This is a genomic window from Serratia sp. GW822-FHT06E05 (assembly GCF_058799445.1).
This window is the reverse complement of the sequence record NZ_JBXALM010000005.1, coordinates 133,495-151,429: the sequence shown is the minus strand read 5'-3', so window position 1 is coordinate 151,429 and position 17,935 is coordinate 133,495. Positions and strand designations below refer to the sequence as shown.

General features: G+C 56.2%; 17 protein-coding genes. 3 read left to right on the top strand and 14 right to left on the bottom strand.

Features of this window, described 5'->3' with window-relative positions; genetic code table 11:
• Positions 1–231 precede the first annotated feature (231 nt).
• From bamB to ndk, 8 genes are all read right to left on the bottom strand, one after another.
• On the bottom strand, positions 232–1,413 hold the full coding sequence (bamB, locus tag AC1RKC_RS14265) for an outer membrane protein assembly factor BamB (protein ID WP_046372905.1): 1,182 nt from the start codon (positions 1,411–1,413) through the stop codon (positions 232–234).
• A gap of 11 nt (positions 1,414–1,424) precedes the next feature.
• Positions 1,425–2,045: a YfgM family protein gene (locus AC1RKC_RS14260; RefSeq protein WP_046372904.1), complete on the bottom strand. Its 621-nt coding sequence runs from the start codon at positions 2,043–2,045 to the stop codon at positions 1,425–1,427.
• 13 nt (positions 2,046–2,058) lie between these two features.
• Positions 2,059–3,333, bottom strand: coding sequence for a histidine--tRNA ligase (gene hisS / locus AC1RKC_RS14255; RefSeq protein WP_020828151.1), 1,275 nt, complete (start codon positions 3,331–3,333; stop codon positions 2,059–2,061).
• Between the two features lie 138 nt (positions 3,334–3,471).
• The gene (ispG, locus tag AC1RKC_RS14250) at positions 3,472–4,593 is read right to left on the bottom strand and encodes a flavodoxin-dependent (E)-4-hydroxy-3-methylbut-2-enyl-diphosphate synthase (RefSeq protein WP_020828152.1); all 1,122 of its coding nucleotides are present in this window, start codon (positions 4,591–4,593) and stop codon (positions 3,472–3,474) included.
• A 47-nt stretch (positions 4,594–4,640) separates the two neighbouring features.
• Positions 4,641–5,618 carry a cytoskeleton protein RodZ gene (rodZ, locus tag AC1RKC_RS14245; protein ID WP_116689961.1) on the bottom strand — a complete coding sequence of 326 codons (978 nt, stop codon included), beginning with the start codon at positions 5,616–5,618 and terminating at the stop codon, positions 4,641–4,643.
• Complete coding sequence (gene pilW, locus AC1RKC_RS14240) at positions 5,608–6,357, bottom strand: type IV pilus biogenesis/stability protein PilW (RefSeq protein WP_256814383.1); 750 nt, start codon at positions 6,355–6,357, stop codon at positions 5,608–5,610. The genes rodZ and pilW overlap by 11 nt, the downstream gene beginning before the upstream one ends.
• Before the next feature lie 85 nt (positions 6,358–6,442).
• On the bottom strand, positions 6,443–7,639 hold the full coding sequence (gene rlmN, locus AC1RKC_RS14235; protein WP_020828155.1) for a dual-specificity RNA methyltransferase RlmN: 1,197 nt from the start codon (positions 7,637–7,639) through the stop codon (positions 6,443–6,445).
• A gap of 237 nt (positions 7,640–7,876) precedes the next feature.
• Positions 7,877–8,302 carry a nucleoside-diphosphate kinase gene (gene ndk / locus AC1RKC_RS14230; RefSeq protein WP_004952077.1) on the bottom strand — a complete coding sequence of 142 codons (426 nt, stop codon included), beginning with the start codon at positions 8,300–8,302 and terminating at the stop codon, positions 7,877–7,879.
• Positions 8,303–8,672: 370 nt separating this feature from the next.
• Between ndk and AC1RKC_RS14225 the strand changes: the two genes are divergently transcribed.
• The 3 genes from AC1RKC_RS14225 (at position 8,673) to AC1RKC_RS14215 (ending at position 12,459) form a co-directional block, all read left to right on the top strand.
• On the top strand, positions 8,673–9,710 hold the full coding sequence (locus AC1RKC_RS14225; protein ID WP_256814385.1) for a LacI family DNA-binding transcriptional regulator: 1,038 nt from the start codon (positions 8,673–8,675) through the stop codon (positions 9,708–9,710).
• Between the two features lie 123 nt (positions 9,711–9,833).
• On the top strand, positions 9,834–11,273 hold the full coding sequence (gene nhaC / locus AC1RKC_RS14220; protein WP_493092620.1) for a Na+/H+ antiporter NhaC: 1,440 nt from the start codon (positions 9,834–9,836) through the stop codon (positions 11,271–11,273).
• 1 nt (position 11,274) lies between these two features.
• Positions 11,275–12,459: a MalY/PatB family protein gene (locus AC1RKC_RS14215; protein ID WP_020828158.1), complete on the top strand. Its 1,185-nt coding sequence runs from the start codon at positions 11,275–11,277 to the stop codon at positions 12,457–12,459.
• Between the two features lie 57 nt (positions 12,460–12,516).
• Here AC1RKC_RS14215 and sseB read toward each other — a convergent pair whose 3' ends face one another.
• The 6 genes from sseB to hscB form a co-directional block, all read right to left on the bottom strand.
• Entirely contained in the window at positions 12,517–13,347 is an 831-nt protein-coding gene (gene sseB, locus AC1RKC_RS14210; RefSeq protein WP_020828159.1) for an enhanced serine sensitivity protein SseB, read from the bottom strand.
• A gap of 91 nt (positions 13,348–13,438) precedes the next feature.
• Positions 13,439–14,734: an aminopeptidase PepB gene (gene pepB, locus AC1RKC_RS14205; protein ID WP_020828160.1), complete on the bottom strand. Its 1,296-nt coding sequence runs from the start codon at positions 14,732–14,734 to the stop codon at positions 13,439–13,441.
• 83 nt (positions 14,735–14,817) lie between these two features.
• Complete coding sequence (iscX, locus tag AC1RKC_RS14200) at positions 14,818–15,018, bottom strand: Fe-S cluster assembly protein IscX (protein WP_020828161.1); 201 nt, start codon at positions 15,016–15,018, stop codon at positions 14,818–14,820.
• Positions 15,019–15,050: 32 nt separating this feature from the next.
• A complete protein-coding gene (gene fdx / locus AC1RKC_RS14195; protein WP_004952086.1) occupies positions 15,051–15,386 on the bottom strand; it encodes an ISC system 2Fe-2S type ferredoxin in 336 nt (111 codons plus the stop codon).
• 2 nt (positions 15,387–15,388) lie between these two features.
• Complete coding sequence (hscA, locus tag AC1RKC_RS14190; protein ID WP_258090520.1) at positions 15,389–17,239, bottom strand: Fe-S protein assembly chaperone HscA; 1,851 nt, start codon at positions 17,237–17,239, stop codon at positions 15,389–15,391.
• Positions 17,240–17,389: 150 nt separating this feature from the next.
• Positions 17,390–17,911: a co-chaperone HscB gene (gene hscB / locus AC1RKC_RS14185; protein WP_020828163.1), complete on the bottom strand. Its 522-nt coding sequence runs from the start codon at positions 17,909–17,911 to the stop codon at positions 17,390–17,392.
• Between the last annotated feature and the right edge of the window lie 24 nt (positions 17,912–17,935).

Here is a 17,935-nt window from a genome sequence, read left to right as displayed (position 1 = left end):
TCAATGCGTTACTGCACTATGGATAGACACCAGAAGTGCAGCTTATAAAATACGAAACGGCCCCTGAACACTCAGGAGCCGTTTTCCCCTTCATCTTTCGCGCCACAGCGGCGTTGTCTGCGCACCTTCGCCCCGGTCACTTAGTTCACTAAGCTCCCGAGGACTCATGCGCTTGCCGCCTGGCTGCAACCCGAAAGCTTTCGGGTGCAAGAAGGGTCACGACGAGCGGCGTTAGCGGGTGAAAGCGTAAACTTTTCCGCCCTTCGCCTGGATGACCAGCTTATCGCCGGCTACCATCGGCGCAGACAGGAAGCCGGAGCTATCCACTTCCTGCTGGGCAACAAAACGGCCGTCCGTGGTGTTAATCCAGTGCAGGTAACCTTCGGAGTCACCGGTCACCAGGTAACCATTATACATCACTGGCGGGGTCAGGTTGCGGTGCAACAGCTCGCTCTGCGTCCATACGGTGACGCCACCTTCAGTACTCAGCGCGACCACGCGATCGTTCTGATCGACCAGGTAAATGCGGCCTGCATCAACGATAAAGTCGTTTACCGAGCCCAGTTCACGCTTCCACAAGATCTGGCCGGAACGCAGATCCAGCGCCGTCAGGTTGCCATTGTAACCTAATGCGTAGACAACGCCTTCAACAATCACCGGCGTAGTGTCGACATCGTTCAGACGATCGATTTCGGTCGCGCCGCTAGGCTGGGAAATACGCTGCTGCCAGATCAACTGACCTTGCTGCATCAGTACGGCGCTGACGCGGCCGTTATCACCGCCGACAATGGCTGCGCCAAAGGCAACGGCCGGAGCAGACTCGCCGCGCAACGACAGCGAAGGCATATCCAGGTTAACCGTCCACTTCACTGCGCCATCAGATTCATTCAGCGCCTGCAATTGACCGTTGGAGGTATGGATCAGTACCATGCCGTCGCTGATCACCGGACGCGAAATCGCTTCACCGGCCACCTTGGTCTGCCAGGCTACCTTACCGTCAGCGGTGTTCAGAGCGTAAACGACGGCTTTCTCGCTGCCGACATAAACTTTGTCGCCCGCAACAGCCATACCGCCCGACAGCAGCGCCGGCAGGTTGCTGGAGAAGAAACCGGTCTTCTCGGAGAGATCAACCTTCCACTTTTCGTTACCGCTGTCGGCATCCATCGCTTTCACGAGACCGTGGCGATCGGCAGCATAAATAGTGTTGTCCTGGAAAGCAGGACGCAGGTGAGAATAGAACTCACCGACGCCGTCGCCGACCGAGGTACTCCACGCCTTACTTGGCGTGAACTGATTTTCAACTTTCGGCAGCGGCGACATGGTAACCACGTCTTCTTCACTGTTGAACAGTGAGCAACCACTCAACAAGGCAACGGAAACCAGTCCGACCAAGAGTGTTTTACGCAATTGCATGGGAATTCCCCTTAGCTGGACAAGTTATTCAATTTCATGCGCAGCAGAACCTGCAGCGCCTGAGAAGCGTTAGACTCAATGCCTTTGCTGTACGCCTCGCGCGCACCTTTGGTGTCGCCTTTGGCCAACAGCACGTCGCCGCGCGTATCCTGCGCCATCGCCGCCCAGCCTTCGCCTTTCACGCCATCCAGCGTTTTCAGCGCTTCATCCAGCTTTTTCTCCTGCAACTGCACACGGGCCAGACGCAGGTTAATCATCGAAAGCAGGTTTTCATCTTTGGTCTGGCCCTGAGCCAGCACCAGCTGTTGGTCCGCTTTGGCAAAGTCGTTCTGCTCAACAAAATGCTTCGCCAGTTCCAGCGAGGCCAGCACGCCGTAGCTGTTGCTGTTGGCCTGGGCGAACTTCTCCGCAGCGGCCACGTCGTCTGGTTTACCGACCGCCAGACGATCGCTGGCTTCCTGATAAGATTGGGACGCAATCATCATGTTGGAGTTCTCGTGGCTCTGCCAGTAACGCCAGCCGACCAGGGCACCAATTCCGAGCACCACGCCCACTGCCAGCGCTTTGCCGTTTTCGGCAAAGAACCGACGCACGGCGTCGACTTGTTCGTTTTCAGTGGTATAGACTTCCACGGTGTCCTTCTCCTTAACCTAACATCAAAGCCAGACGCACAGCGACTTCGCTCTGCGCCAGCGTTTCTTGTTCACCACTGCGCAGGTCCTTGACGACCACCTGCTCGGCTGCGACTTCGTTCTCGCCCAGGATCAAGGCAACGCGCGCACCCCATTTATCCGCACGGGTGATCTGCTTCTTAAAGTTACCGCCGCCGTAGTTGGTCATCAGTTTCAACTGCGGCGCGGCATCGCGAACACGCTCAGCCAACTGCATCGCCGCGCTCTGCGTACCGGCACCGGAAGAGATCACGTACACGTCAATGGTTGCAGGAGCTTTAAACTCTGGGTTGACCGCCTGAACCAGCAGCACCAAACGCTCCAGGCCCATCGCGAAACCGACTGCCGGCGTTGCACGCCCGCCCAGTTGCTCGACCAGACCGTCATAACGGCCACCGGCGCACACCGTCCCCTGAGCGCCCAGACTGGTGGTCACCCATTCGAATACCGTACGGTTGTAATAGTCCAGACCGCGCACCAGGCGTTCATTGATGGTATATGGGATACCTGCCTGGGCCAAAAGTTCACACAGCCCTTCGAAGTGGGCTTTGGATTCTTCATCCAGATACTCGGACAGGCGCGGCGCATCGTTCAACAACGCTTGCACTTCCGGGTTTTTGGAGTCCAGCACGCGCAGCGGATTGCTGTACATGCGGCGTTTGCAATCTTCGTCAAGCTTGTCTTGATGCTGTTCCAGGAACGCCACCAAAGCATCACGGTAATTGGCGCGAGCTTCCAGTGAGCCGATGGAATTCAGCTCCAGCTTAACGTGATCAGCGATGCCCAGCGCTTTCCACCAGCGGGCGCTCAGCAGGATCAGCTCGGCGTCGATATCCGGGCCCTGCAGGCCAAACACTTCGGCACCCAGTTGGTGGAATTGACGGTAGCGGCCTTTTTGCGGACGCTCGTAGCGGAACATCGGACCGACGTACCAAAGACGCTGCTCCTGATTGTACAGCAGACCATGTTCGATGCCGGCGCGAACGCAACCAGCGGTCCCTTCCGGACGCAGCGTCAGGCTTTCGCCATTGCGATCGTCGAAGGTATACATCTCTTTTTCTACGACGTCGGTCACTTCGCCGATCGCGCGTTTGAATAACGGGGTCTGCTCTACAATCGGCAAGCGGATTTCGCTGTAACCGTAGCCGCTCAGCACCTGCTTGAGGATGCCTTCAATACGCTGCCATAATGCCGTTTCTTCCGGCAGGTAGTCGTTCATGCCGCGAATGGCTTGAATGTTCTTTGCCACGTGAGTTCTCTGTCCGTTGTCTATAAAAATGAACCCGATTATAGGGACTTTGCCGCCCCGTATTCAACGCGAATGCAGAGTTCTGCTCCCGGGTTCATAAACAAGCGGGCTAAAAAGCCCGCCGTATCGGTATAATGCTTATTTTTCCAGCAGGTTGACCGAGATGCGATTGCTCTCATCCATCATCGACGCCTTGGCGCGAATTTTGGCTTCCAGCTGGTCAATCATCTGCTCGTTGTCGAAACGATCTTTCTGGCGCACGCCGTCTTCGTAGAAGCCGCTCTTTTTATGGCCGCCGGTAACGCCCAGCGTGGACACCAGCGCTTCGCCCGGCCCATTGACCACGCAGCCGATAATCGAAATGTCCATCGGCGTGATGATATCTTCCAGGCGCTGTTCCAGCGCGTTCACCGTACCGATAACGTCAAACTCCTGACGTGAACAGGTCGGGCACGCGATGAAGTTAATGCCGCGAGCGCGGATACGCAGCGACTTCAGAATGTCGAAACCGACCTTGACCTCTTCCACCGGATCGGCCGCCAGCGAGATACGCAGGGTATCGCCAATGCCTTCCGACAGCAGCAGACCCAGGCCAATCGCCGACTTGACCGAACCACTGCGTGCGCCACCGGCTTCGGTAATGCCGAGATGCAGCGGCTGATCGATACGCGCCGCCAGCAGCCGGTAGGATTGCACCGCCAGGAACACATCGGAAGCCTTGACGCTGACCTTGAACTGGTCGAAGTTGAGGCGATCGAGGATATCAACGTGGCGCATGGCGGATTCAAGCAGGGCTTCCGGCGTAGGTTCACCGTACTTTTCCTGGATGTCTTTCTCCAGCGAGCCGCCGTTCACCCCGATACGGATTGGGATGTTTTTATCGCGTGCGCAGTCCACAACTGAACGGATACGCGACTCGTTACCGATATTGCCCGGGTTGATACGCAGGCAGTCTACGCCGTATTCAGCCACCTGCAGCGCAATGCGGTAATCGAAGTGGATATCGGCGACCAGCGGCACGTTGACCTGTTGCTTGATCAGCTTGAATGCCTCGGCGGCATCCATGGTGGGGACTGAAACGCGGACGATATCGACGCCCACGCGCTCCAGCGCTTTAATCTGATTGACCGTGGCTTCGACATCGGTAGTACGGGTGTTAGTCATCGACTGCACAGCAATCGGCGCACCATCACCAATAGGCACATTGCCGACGTAAATTCGCGTTGATTTTCGACGGATGATGGGCGATTGGTTATGCATTACTTACTCTCCATTGTTGCTCTGACTTAACGACAATGGCCGCGCAATTACTGCGCGGCAACGGTCAGACGAGCAACACGGTTTGACTTAACAAACCGGCTTAAATCAACCGGCTTACCTTGATATTGAATCTGTACTGCGGCCGGTGCGCCAATGGTCAGTTTATAAGGCGCGGTGCCCGCCAGGCTCAGCTTACCGCCGCTCTTCTGGCTACCGCTGTACAACGTTTTGCCGCTGGCGTCAGTCACCTGTAACCAGCAGTCGGCGGTGAAGTTCATCACCAGCGCGTTAGGATCAACCGCCGGTGCAGCTACGCCCGCATCTGCCGTCGGCAACGGTGCGGTTGGCGCCGCAGGCGTTGTCTCAGGCAACGTGGTTTGGCTTGGTGAAACCACCGCAGGCTGCTGCGCGGTTGCACTGCCGGTCACGGCCGGAGTCTGTGATTGCTGTGCTGCTGCGCCCGCACCGGTGTCAACCGGTGTGGAGCCATTGTCAGCCAAAGGTGCGCTGTTGTCGGCATTGCTGTCGGTCAACGGTACAGATTGGCCTTCATTGTTTTGTGAAAGCTGGGCAGAAGATTGATCGGCCATCGTGGCGATCTCTTCCTGTTGGGCCTTGTGATTTTGCCACCACCAGGCACCGGTCAAGCCGACCACCACGAAAACGATCAACCAGGTGAAGCTCATCAGCCAGCCGTCGCGTTTTTTACGGCGCTTGCCCAGAGAGAAGCTTTGCATCGGAGCCACTTTCGCGACCTTCAACGGTGCCTGCTTGGCCAGCATCGGCAGCAGCTCATCCTCTGGCAAACGCACCAGCTTGGCATAGGAACGGATATAACCACGTACGAAGGTTGAAGCCAGATCTGCGGACAGATTGTCTTCTTCAATATCGCGCACGGTAGACATTTTGAGGCACAGGCGTTCTGCAACAGCCTGTTGACTCAACCCGAGTTGTTCACGGGCCTGACGCAGACGTTCGCCTGTCGTCATTGATACGGTTTTATCTTGGGAGGCTTCAGTATTCATTAGCTAAGAACTGCTGGTACTGTTTGGATTGTGGAAAACTTCGCGATAACTGCTTGCCATAACGTTGCACGCTATCTTGGCGCCCGGCTAACGCGGCGAAACGAATCTGTAACCATAAGCTGTCGGCGCTGGCCGGCAGAACATGTTGATAACTATCCAATAAAAGTTGCGACTGTGCGCGCTTCCCTTCTCCAAATTGCTTTTCTGCCTCCACCAACAGTGGAGTGCCCTTGTCCGGATCGATCTTCAAAGCACGTGTTAACAAAATACGTGCCTCGTCGTTTTGTCCGGCTTTGAGAAAACAGTAACCTGCGTTTTCCAGGCTGTCGGCAACCTGACCGTAATCCGGTGCCACGGCTGCTGCGCTAAACTGCTGTTGTGCCGGTACATACTGCCCTAAACTGCAAAGAAACGCACCGTAATTATTCAGCACTGTGCCATTGTTCGGCGCAAGTTTGAGCGCCTGCTGATAACGCTGTTCAGCCGCGCTGTTCTCGCCCATCCGCTGCTCGTAGAGCGCCATACCCAATTGGGTACGGTAATCCTGTGGGGCGGCGTCTGCCGCTTTCTCCAGATTCTGGCGCGCGGCGTTTAAATCGCCCTGCTTCAGATATTCCAGACCCAGTTGCAATCGCGTCTGACTGGCTTCAGGCAGCGCGTCTTTTTCTTCCGGCGCTGAACCGGAACAACCGGCCAGTAACCCGGCCGCCAGCAACGTACCCCACAGAATCAGCTTCATGCCTGCATTCATTTCCTTGTCTGATGTTACCTTGACGTCTTTTCACATAACAGACTGTAAGATAACAAAAATCATGCTATAGGATTCAGACCGCACGCACGGTGATAGGTTCCCCGGCCATTTTCTTTTTCAGGGTACGCTTGGTGCGGTCGATCACTTCACCCGCCAGTTGCCCGCAGGCGGCATCGATATCGTCACCACGGGTTTTACGAACAATAGTCGTAAAGCCGTATTCCATCAACACTTTGGAAAAACGATCCACGCGGCTGTTGGAGCTGCGGCCGTAAGGTGCGCCCGGGAACGGGTTCCATGGGATCAGGTTGATCTTGCATGGCGTGTCCTTGAGGACTTCCGCCAACTGGTGTGCGTCGTCGGTGCTGTCGTTGATATGATCCAGCATCACGTACTCGACCGTCACCCTGCCCTGATTGGCGTTGGATTTTTCCAGATAGCGGCGTACCGCAGCCAGGAAGGTCTCAATGTTGTATTTGCGGTTGATCGGCACGATGTCATCGCGGATCTTGTCGTTCGGCGCATGCAGCGAGATCGCCAGCGCGACGTCGATCATATCACCCAGCTTGTCCAGCGCAGGCACTACGCCCGAGGTCGACAGGGTCACGCGGCGTTTTGACAAGCCAAAACCGAAATCATCCAGCATGATTTCCATCGCCGGCACCACGTTGGTCAGGTTAAGCAAGGGCTCACCCATGCCCATCATCACCACGTTGGTGATCGGGCGCTCGCCGGTGACTTTCAGTGCACCGATGATTTTCGCCGCACGCCACACCTGGCCGATGATTTCCGACACGCGCAGGTTGCGGTTAAAGCCCTGCTGAGCGGTCGAACAGAATTTGCATTCCAGCGCGCAACCCACCTGGGAAGAAACACACAGGGTCGCACGGTCGCCGTCCGGGATATACACGGTTTCGACCTGCTGATCGCCCACCTTGATAGCCCATTTAATGGTGCCGTCGGCTGAGCGTTGTTCTTCCGCCACTTCTGGCGCACGGATTTCGGCGACGCTTTGCAATTTATTGCGCAGGACCTTGTTGATATCGGTCATCTGCTCAAAATCATCGCAGCAATAGTGGTACATCCACTTCATCACCTGATCGGCACGAAAGGGTTTCTCGCCCATTTTGGCGAAAAACTCACGCATTTGCTGACGGTTCAGATCCAGCAGATTAATTTTGGCCACAGCCGGTTTTTCCGCGTTAACGGATTGAGTAGTCAGCGAATTATTTTCAGACACGATGTGCTCGGACGTGATGGGTTCTAACATAATTGATCTCTGGCCTCGTTGTTACACTTTATGGCGCGAAAGAGTGGAAAGTAAGTGCGTCGCTCAGCCCATAGAAATCGGGCGACGGCGCTAAAAGCGCGCCCCTGACAAGATGACTCATCAGGGGCGCGGCATTGTACAAATTTTAGTAGTAGCTTTCCACGTCTGAAAGGCATTCAGGGCATTTTTATTGTTTCAGCCAGTGAATGCCATACTTCAGCGTCGAAATGACAGCAATTAACGCGGGCAGATTTCGCTTTCGTTGAAGAAGTAAGCGATTTCGCGCTGAGCAGATTCTACTGCGTCAGAACCGTGCACGGCGTTGGCAGTGAAGCTGTCCGCGTAGTCAGCACGCAGGGTGCCGGCCAGAGCGTTGTCTGGGTTGGTTGCGCCCATGATGTCACGGTTGCGCTGTACTGCATTTTCCGCTTCCAGGACCTGAACCACGATCGGGCCAGAGGTCATGAATTCAACCAGACCATCGAAGAATGGGCGGCCTTTGTGCTCAGCGTAGAAGCCTTCGGCTTGTTCGCGAGTCAGACGCAGCATTTTGGATGCGATGATTTTGAAACCGGCACGCTCAAAGCGAGCATAGATTGCGCCGATGTCGTTGTTAGCTACAGCGTTTGGTTTAATGATGGAAAAGGTACGTTCTACGGTCATGATGGCCTCTGTATAACTTCCAAAACAGGCCGGTCTGAAAACAGGTGCCGGCCTTCTCAAGTGGCGCAGATTATATGTGTGCCGTTAACGCTTGCCTACGGGAAAATCAACATTTCATTAAAAAATTATTATCCTGATTCTTCACTTTGCGGCCCAGAGCACAGGTTGTACGAACTCATACGGACCGAGTCTCAAAACGCGCTGCCGTTACCGACCCTTCCCTGCTTCACAACGAACTGCCATGCCGATCACAGTGCGTGGCACTCTGGGTTGAGTTTATGACTATATTCTTTTAAAACAAAAAGATAATAAAAATCATCCAGGCTTGGCTCCGCCCACTTCGGCAGCCGCGAAACCAGCAGGAAATGATATGGCCACCATGAAAGACGTTGCCCGACGCGCTGGCGTTTCCACCGCCACCGTCAGCAGGGTGATCAACAGCACCGCTTATGTTGAACCCGTCACCCGTGAACGCGTTGAAAAAGCCATGCGCGAGTTTAACTATCATCGAAATGCCGCCGCGCTGGCGCTGGCGAAACGCAGCGGCAATATGCTGGGGTTGCTGACCGGTAACCTCGACGATCCGTTTTTCTCGCGACTAGCCCGAGGCGTGGAAGATATCACGCGCAAAGACGGTGTAAAATTGATGGTCTGCAGCGGTGGCCATCAGGCCGAACTGGAGAAAAACGGCCTGGATTTCCTGATCAATCAAGGCTGCGAATCGATTGTTGCCCACGTCACCCGCATGAGCGATGCCGATATTCTACGTTATGCCGCCCACACTCCGGCGATGGTGGTGATCAACCGCTATTTGCCCGCCATCGCCAATCGCTGCATCTGGCTGGACAACGTCAGCGCTTCTCAGGCTGCCACCCGAATGCTCATCGAGCGCGGACACCGCAACATTGCCTGCATCACCACAGATCTGCCGATCGATGACCGCAGGCAGCGTCTCGAGGGATATCGAACCGCGATGGCCGAAGCCGGGATTGCGGTGCCGGGTGACTGGATCATCAGCGTCCCCTTCAATGAGCAAGGGGGCGAAGCAGCGGCAGAGAAAATCCTCGCCAGTAAGCAGGCTTTTACCGCCGCGCTGACATTCAACGACGTAATGGCCGCCGGCATTATGCGCACCTTTCGCCAGCGGCGGATGAACCTGCCCGAAGATATCTCGATTGTCGGCTTCGATGACGTAGCCCTGGCAAAATACCTCCACCCGCCGTTGACTACCGTGCATTATCCGATTGAGAAAATGGCCCGACGCGCGGCCAATTTGGCGCTGCAACTCAATTCAGGCACCGCTGTTACGCCGCAGAACAATCGGTTTTCCGCTGAGCTGATCCTGCGGGACTCGGTGGCCTTTATGGAAAAAAATCCCCCATTTGAAGAAAACAAGGCCGCCAAGTGAGAGATCTCTCACATAACGCGTCTTCATGTAACCGATTACATCGCCAATGGCCCGTGCTCACACCTCATTCACTGCAAATTCATTAGGCTTGCGTCACATCCCCATCCTTAACCGGAGTTGTAAATGAATGACAAAAAGAAGCTCAACCTGGGGTTAGCGATGCTCCCCATTGTGGCCATGCTGTTGCTGCTTATCATAGGCTATGGCCAGTTGGGACTGCGGATCGAACCGCTGCTGCTGGCTTCCGCCGGCATTGCCGCTGCGCTGGCCTACTGGCAGGGCTACCGCTGGGACGACATCATTGATTCCATCGTCGCCAAACTGGCCAAAGCCATGCCGGTGATTATGATATTGATTTGTGTGGGCGGGCTGATCGGCACCTGGATGTTCAGCGGTACCATTCCTTATATGGTTTATTGGGGGCTCAAACTGATCAGCCCTCAATATATCCTGATCGCCGCGTTCTTCATTACCAGCGTGATTTCCGTGTGTACCGGTACATCCTGGGGGGCAGCAGGCACCGTCGGGGTCGCGCTGATGGGCGTAGCCGCCGGGCTGGATGTGCCATTGGCCGCCGCCGCGGGAGCTGTCGTTTCCGGGGCCTATTTTGGCGACAAAATATCCCCATTGTCTGACTCAACCAATTTCGCGGCCATCGTTGCGGACACCGACCTTTACAGCCATATCCAGCACCTGATGTATACAACGCTTCCGAGCTTCATTTTAGCGGCGGTGGTGTATCTGATTGCCGGACACACCAGCGCCGTCGGCAGCGTGGCTACACCGGAAAAAGTCACCGAGATCGTGACGGCGCTAGAGAGCCTTTATCACTTCAACCTGTTGCTAATCCTGCCCCCGGTTCTGGTGCTGTGGGGCGCGGTGACCAAACGTCCGGTGATCCCGGTCATGCTGGCAGCCTGTGCGCTGGCTATCGCCATCGGCGTACTTCTGCAGGGGTTCAGTCTGCAACAAGGCTTAAATGCGCTGATGGATGGTTTTAACCTTTCAATGTTTGCCACTCAAGGGCACGGCATCAACGATATCGTCGAAGATGTGCCTCGCCTGCTCAACCGGGGCGGTATGTTTTCGATGATGAGTACCATCCTGCTGGTCTTCTGCGCCTTTTCCTTTGCGGGCGCATTAACCCTGACCGGGGCATTGACCGTCATCATCAATCGGCTGCTGAAAGTGGTTCACACTACCGGCCAACTGATCGCCGCAACGGTTGCAACCACCATTCTGGTCACCGGCGCCACCAGCGACGGCAAATTGGCGCTGCTGATCCCCGCTGAACTCTTCAAAGGCGCTTATCGCCGCATGGGCCTGGACAATAAAAACCTGTCGCGGACCGTAGAAGATGCAGGCACCGTCATCGAACCGTTAATTCCGTGGACCGCCGCAGGCATTTATATGGCGACCACCCTGGGGGTCAGCACGCTGGATTTGCTGCCCTGGGCCATCCAATGCTACGCCGCCGTAGTATTCGCCCTGATTTACGGATTTACCGGTTTCGGCATTGCCAAGATACAGCCACAGCAAGAGTTACAGCGTAAGGAAGCCTGACGTGAAACAAACCGATTTTAACCAGATCATCAACCGCCACCACACCGGCTCGGTGAAATGGGACTTTATCGACCGCTATCTGCAGCTCGATGAAACCGATCTTTTGCCGATGTGGGTGTCCGATTTTGACTTTCAGTGTCCGCTGGAAGTCCGACAGGCGCTGCATCACCGCGTTGAACACGGCATATTCGGTTACAGCGAACGCGATGACCAGTATTACCAGGCGGTGATGGATTGGTTCTCAAAACGGCACCAGTTGCCTTTGCAGCGGGAGTGGTTCACCTCCATCGAAGGCGTGGTTCCCGGTCTGGCGATCCTGATCCAACTGCTAAGCCAGCCCGGAGATCCGATCGTGATCCAGGGGCCGTACTACGGATCTTTTGCCAAGATCGTTACCCTGAACGGCAGAGAGGTGCTTGAAAATCCTTTAGCCCTCGGCCCGCAAGGCTATCAATTCGACTTCGATCATCTGGAGGCGTGTTTTGAACAGCGCAAGCCCCCGTTGCTGCTGCTGTGCAATCCGCATAACCCAACGGGCCGGTGCTGGACCCGCGACGAACTGACGCAGTTGATGACGCTGTGCAGCCGCTATGGCGTAACGGTTATCTCCGATGAAATCTGGGCCGATCTGCTGCTGCCTGGCGAGACCTTCACCTCCGTGCTGCATCTGGACGAGAGCTGGCAAGACCATGTGATTTCTGCGACTTCCGCCAGCAAGAGCTTTGGCCTGTCGTCACTGCGCATCTCAAACTTCCTGATCCCCAACGATCAAACCCGAAATGCGTTTGTCGAACGCCTCAATGCCCATGGGTTGGATGTCTTCAATGCGCTGTCGATGACCGCCGCCACGGCCGCCTATCAGCAAGGGGAAAACTGGCTTGATGCTCTGCAGCAATATCTGGCAAACAACCGGCGCTGGTTTGAACAGGCCTTAGCCTATGCCGCCCCCTGGTGCAAAATGACCCGGGCCGAAGGCACCTATCTTGCTTGGCTGGATTGTCGCGCTTTGGGCCTGGATGACAATGCGCTTCAACAGGCGCTGATCCACCAGTCAAAAATTGCTGCCTCCATGGGCGTCAGCTTTGGCGAACAGGGAAAAGGGTTTATCCGCCTCAATCTCGGCTGCCCGCGTCAATATCTTGAAAGCGCCATTGCAGGGCTTGCGCGATTAAAACCGTCGCTTTGATCAGCAGGAAAAAGCAAGCGCTACCGGCAGAATGTGCGCCGGTAGCGAAAAGCAGGATTACTGGGTTTTATCGGTCGAAGGAATGATATTACGCAGCCAACTGCCCCAGCGGCGCTGGTAGAAGGGTTGGGTATGGGTGATCAGGTAATGGCTGACCCCACGCTCCTTTTCAGAGACCAGACAAAAATCTACCGGCTCGTCGTTGGGCGCAGTTTCGCTGGCAACGCTTCCGGCTTCGTTGATCAGCGCTTCAATTTCCGCCGGCTCACCGTCCACTTCCAGTCCGACCAACAGATTTGGTTTTTCGTCGACCGCCTGATCGTGCATCAGTGCCAAAAACGCACGGCGTACCGGCTTGCGTTGACTGAAAAGCGTGGTCAAGGCATCGACCATCGCCGACGGGTACTCCTCCGGCTGACCCAACAGGATCTGGGTATCCTTGTCGATATAACGTTCCGCCGGTTTGGCTACGCCACCGGTGGCCAGCAGCATTGCCACTTCTTCAGGATAAAACTCTTTGCCGTACTCGGCCTTAGGGTTGAGGAACAGATCCGCGCCCTGAGTGATTTCGAACAATACCCGCGCCGGCATGGCGATAAACGGCTGTTCGTCTTCAACGGCCTTTTGCAGCGCTTCTACCGAGCTAAAAAACGGAATGATGCTGCCGCCGTCCTGTTTTTCCCAGTGCTGAATATTCACCGGCGTATCGGCGTTCAGCGTGATGTCACCGCCATGCTGTACCTGTTCGCTGTCACCGAGGATCAACACCGTCGCGTCGAGCAACTCACGGAAAAACGCCGGGCGATGGGCCGGCTCGGTCACCGCCAGCTTCAGCAGGCGTTCAAGTTCGTTTTCGCCTGTGGCGGTATCGTGATGGTGAGAACTCATGACAAACTCCAGCAATCAAATAACGGGGCCCAGCATGCTGGGCCCCGACAATAAAACGACGTTCAAGCCGCCCGCCAAGGCGGGCATGCCATTATTTGGCTTTGCTCAGCAACAGGTTGGCCAGGGCACGCACACCCAGACCGGTCGCACCGGCAGACCATTGATCCACCGCGCCCTTACGGTAAGTGGCGGAGCAGTCAATGTGCAACCAGCCTTTCTGATAATTCTGCACAAAATGCGACAGGAATGCAGCCGCGGTGCTGGCACCAGCAGTGTAGGCCGGACCGGCAATATTGTTCAGTTCAGCAAAGTTGGACGGCAGTTGACTGCGGTGGAACTCAGCCAACGGCAGGCGCCAGAAAGGCTCTTGCTCGGCAGCCGCGCTGGTCAGCAGTTCCTGTGCCAAAGCATCATCGAAGCTGAACAACGCATGGTAATCGTTACCCACCGCCGTTTTCGCCGCACCGGTCAGGGTGGCGCAGTCGATGATCAACTCAGGGTTTTGTGCAGAAGCATCGATCAGTCCGTCAGCCAGTACCAGGCGCCCTTCCGCATCGGTGTTCATAACCTCAACGGTTTTGCCGTTACGATAACGGATGATGTCGCCCAGTTTGAAGGCGTTACCGCTAACCATGTTATCGGCGCAGCACAGATAGAGTTTCACGCGCTGTTTCAGACCACGTGCCGCCGCCAGCGCCAGTGCGCCGGTAATGGTGGCCGCCCCGCCCATATCCGCTTTCATGGAATCCATAAAGGCACTTTGCTTCAGGCTGTAGCCACCGGTGTCAAAGGTGATGCCTTTGCCCACCAGGCAAGCAAATACCGGCGCTTCCGGGTTGCCGGTCGGGTTGAAGTCCAGTGCCAGCAGCACCGGTGAACGATCGGAACCCCGGCCCACGGTGTGAATACCGGCGTAGTTTTGCTCGCGCAGATCTTCACCCTTGGTAATACGATAGCTGACGGCATCGCAGCCAACGTCACACATCAGATCAACCGCGCGCGTAGCCAGTTGTTCCGGCCCCAGCTCTTCCGCCGGCATATTGATGGTGTCGCGTACCCAGTCAACAATCTTCAGACGCTGTTCCAGCTCTTTGCGTTCCGCTTCCGGCAGCTCTGCCCATTCGACGCTGCGCTTGCCTTTCGGTCCGCGGAAACCTTGCCAGAACGCCCAGCTGTTCTCCAGATCCCAGCCATCGCCGGCCAGTTTGACGTTCTTGACACCTTGGCCGTCAATCTTGCGGGCGGCACGCTGGATGCCCCCCAGCTTGTCGTTGCCGGTCAGGTGAATGGTCATTCCTCGACCATCAGTGCTCAGCAGCGCTTTCTCGCCCCAGCGAGCGTCGGCAGGTTGGTTCGACAGCGTTACCTGCATGAATTCAGTTGTCATAGCCTTCTTACTCCGGATTATTCTTTTATTAATCGTGTCGGATACAAAATAAACGGGCCGCCTATGGCAGCCCGTTACGCTATTTACTCCGCTTCATCTAACCAGACCAGCAGGATCGCTTCCAGTATTTTCTCATTGGAAGCCTGTGGATCGTCGTCAAAATCTTCCAGATCGCAAATCCACTGATGCATGTCGGTAAAACGTACGGTTTTCGGATCGGTATCCGGGTATTGGTCGTACAGGGCTTCGCCGATTTCACGGCTATCGGTCCACTTCAGTCCCATTATTATCTCCAGCTCTGCGCCGCGGCTAGCAATTAATGCTCACGCGCATGGTTAACGGTATAACGCGGCATTTCGACCACCAAATCTTCGTCGGCCACCAGCGCCTGGCAGCTCAGGCGGCTTTCCGGCTCCAGACCCCAGGCCTTGTCCAGCATGTCGTCTTCCAGCTCGCTGCTCTCTTCAAGAGAGTCAAAGCCTTCGCGTACGATGCAGTGACAGGTGGTGCAGGCGCAGGATTTCTCGCAGGCGTGCTCAATTTCGATACCGTTGCGCAGTGCAACGTTGAGGATTGACTCCCCTTGCTCAGCTTCCAGTACCGCCCCCTCCGGGCATAAATCTTGATGGGGCAGGAAAACAATTTTAGGCATGATTAAACCTCATCCACAGAATGGCCAGCCAGCGCACGGCGAATGGAAGCATCCATGCGGCGCGCGGCAAAGTCTTGCGTTTGTGCATCTAATGTTTTTATTGCGGCTTCGATAGCGGCAGGATCGGAGCCCTGCGTCGCCTGTTGCAAAGCTTCCACCGCCGCGGCGATCGCCGTACTTTCGGCCTCGCTCAGTAAAGCAGCATCGCTTGCCAGTGCGCCCTGCAGGCTTTCCAGCACCCGAGACGCCTCAACCCGCTGTTCTGCCAGTTTGCGTGCGCCGACATCGCTCTGCGCATTGGCCATCGAGTCTTTGATCATACCGGCGATTTCGGCATCGGAAAGGCCATACGACGGTTTAACCTGAATCGAAGCCTCAACGCCGGTGGATTTCTCCATCGCGGTAACGCTCAACAGGCCGTCGGCATCCACCTGGAAGGTGACGCGAATATGCGCGCCACCGGCAGGCAGCGGCGGTAAGCCACGTAGCGAGAAGCGCGCCAGCGAACGGCAATCCTGCACCAGCTCACGCTCACCCTGCAGCACGTGGATCATCATCGCGCTTTGGCCGTCTTTGAAAGTGGTGAATTCCTGGGCACGCGCCACCGGAATGGTGGTGTTGCGCGGGATCACTTTTTCGACCAGACCACCCATGGTTTCCAGACCCAGCGACAGCGGGATCACATCCAACAGCAGCATGTCGCTGTCCGGTTTGTTGCCCACCAGAATATCGGCCTGAATGGCGGCACCGATGGCGACCACTTTATCGGGATCAATCGAAGTCAGCGGCGTGCGGCCAAAGAACGCGCCTACCTGCTCACGCACCAAAGGTACGCGAGTGGAACCGCCAACCATCACCACTTCCAACACGTCTTCAGCATTGACGCCGGCGTCTTTCAGCGCACGGCGACAAGCCATCAGGGTGCGTTTAACCAGTGTGGCGATCAAGGCGTCGAACTGTGCTCGCGTCACTTCGCCCTGCCAACCGGCAACTTCCACGCTCACACTGTCGGCATCACTCAGTGCTATCTTGGCGGCAATGGCCGCGTCCAGCAGTTGACGCTGAACGCCATGATCGCTACGGTCGGCCACGCCGGCCTGTTCCCGCAGCCAATCGGCCAGCAGGTGGTCAAAGTCGTCGCCGCCCAACGCGGAATCGCCGCCGGTGGCCAACACTTCGAACACGCCGCGGCTCAGCCGCAGAATGGAAATATCAAAGGTGCCGCCGCCCAAATCGTAAACCGCGATAATGCCTTCCTGCCCGGAATCCAGGCCATAGGCAATCGCTGCCGCCGTAGGTTCGTTCAGCAGGCGCAGCACGTGCAGCCCGGCCAGACGCGCAGCGTCCTTGGTGCCCTGGCGCTGTGCATCGTCAAAATATGCGGGAACGGTGATCACCACGCCGTCCAAATCCCCTTCCAGCGCGGTTTGCGCACGCGCGGCAAGCGCTTTGAGGATATCGGCGGAAACGCCTACCGGGTTAACCGGTCCGGCGGCGGTCAGGATCATCGGCAAGCCGTTTTCACTGGCCTGGAACTGGTACGGCAGGTTCGGGTAACGCTGCTGTACGTCGGCCAGAGAGCGGCCCATCATGCGTTTGATTGAGCTGATGGTGTTGGCGGGATCCTGTGCGGCCTGCTGGCGCGCATCCCAACCGACACGCAAGGTATCAGCCTGATAGTGCACCACCGAGGGCAGTAAATCGCGCCCCTGAGCATCGGCCAGCGTTTCCGCCTGCCCGCTGCGCACCGTGGCGACCAGAGAGTTGGTGGTGCCTAAATCAATACCGGCAGCCAGACGGCGCTGGTGCGGCGCGGCGCTAAGGCCGGGCTCACTAATTTGTAATAAGGCCATATTGAAGCTTCCCATATCCTTCATACTTGAAGCTGCTTGGGTGTTGGCTGCCTTCACTCACCCCAGTCTCTTACTTGAGTAAGCTCCTGGGGATTCACTCAGTTGCCGCCTACAAGCAACTCCAATTATTTTGGGTATAAATGAAAAGAATTACTCAAAACCCAGCAGTTTTTCTTCGAGTTGTTCAACCTGTTGCTGGAGTTTGTCCAAAAAGCGTAGCTTACGCACGGTATCGGCGGCCTCGGGCCACTGCTGGTTATCAAGCTGCTGCACCATCAGCGCAGTGCGCTGTTTGACCGTTTCGTTCACCCGCGCGCCAAAGTCGGCCAGCAGGCTTTCCGCCTCCGCTTTGCGCTCAATGGCGTCGAGCTCTTCACGCAATTCCAGCTGTTCCATCAGGAAAGCGGTATCCCGCAGGGTATGCTGCTCGTTACCCAAATCAAAACCGTGCAAAGATAACATATACTCTGCGCGTTTTAATGGGTGCTTCAGCGTTTGGTAGGCTTCATTGATAGTCGCCGCCTGTTGCAACGCCATCAGGCGTTCGCGTTCCGGTTGGAGAGCATTGCGATCGGGATGGAATTGGCGTTGCAGATCCTGATAGCGAGATGCAAGCAGGCTGCCGTCCACGAGATAGCGAACTGGCAGCCCGAATAAAGTAAAGTAATCCATAGCGTGCTCTGGGCTTTATCGGAT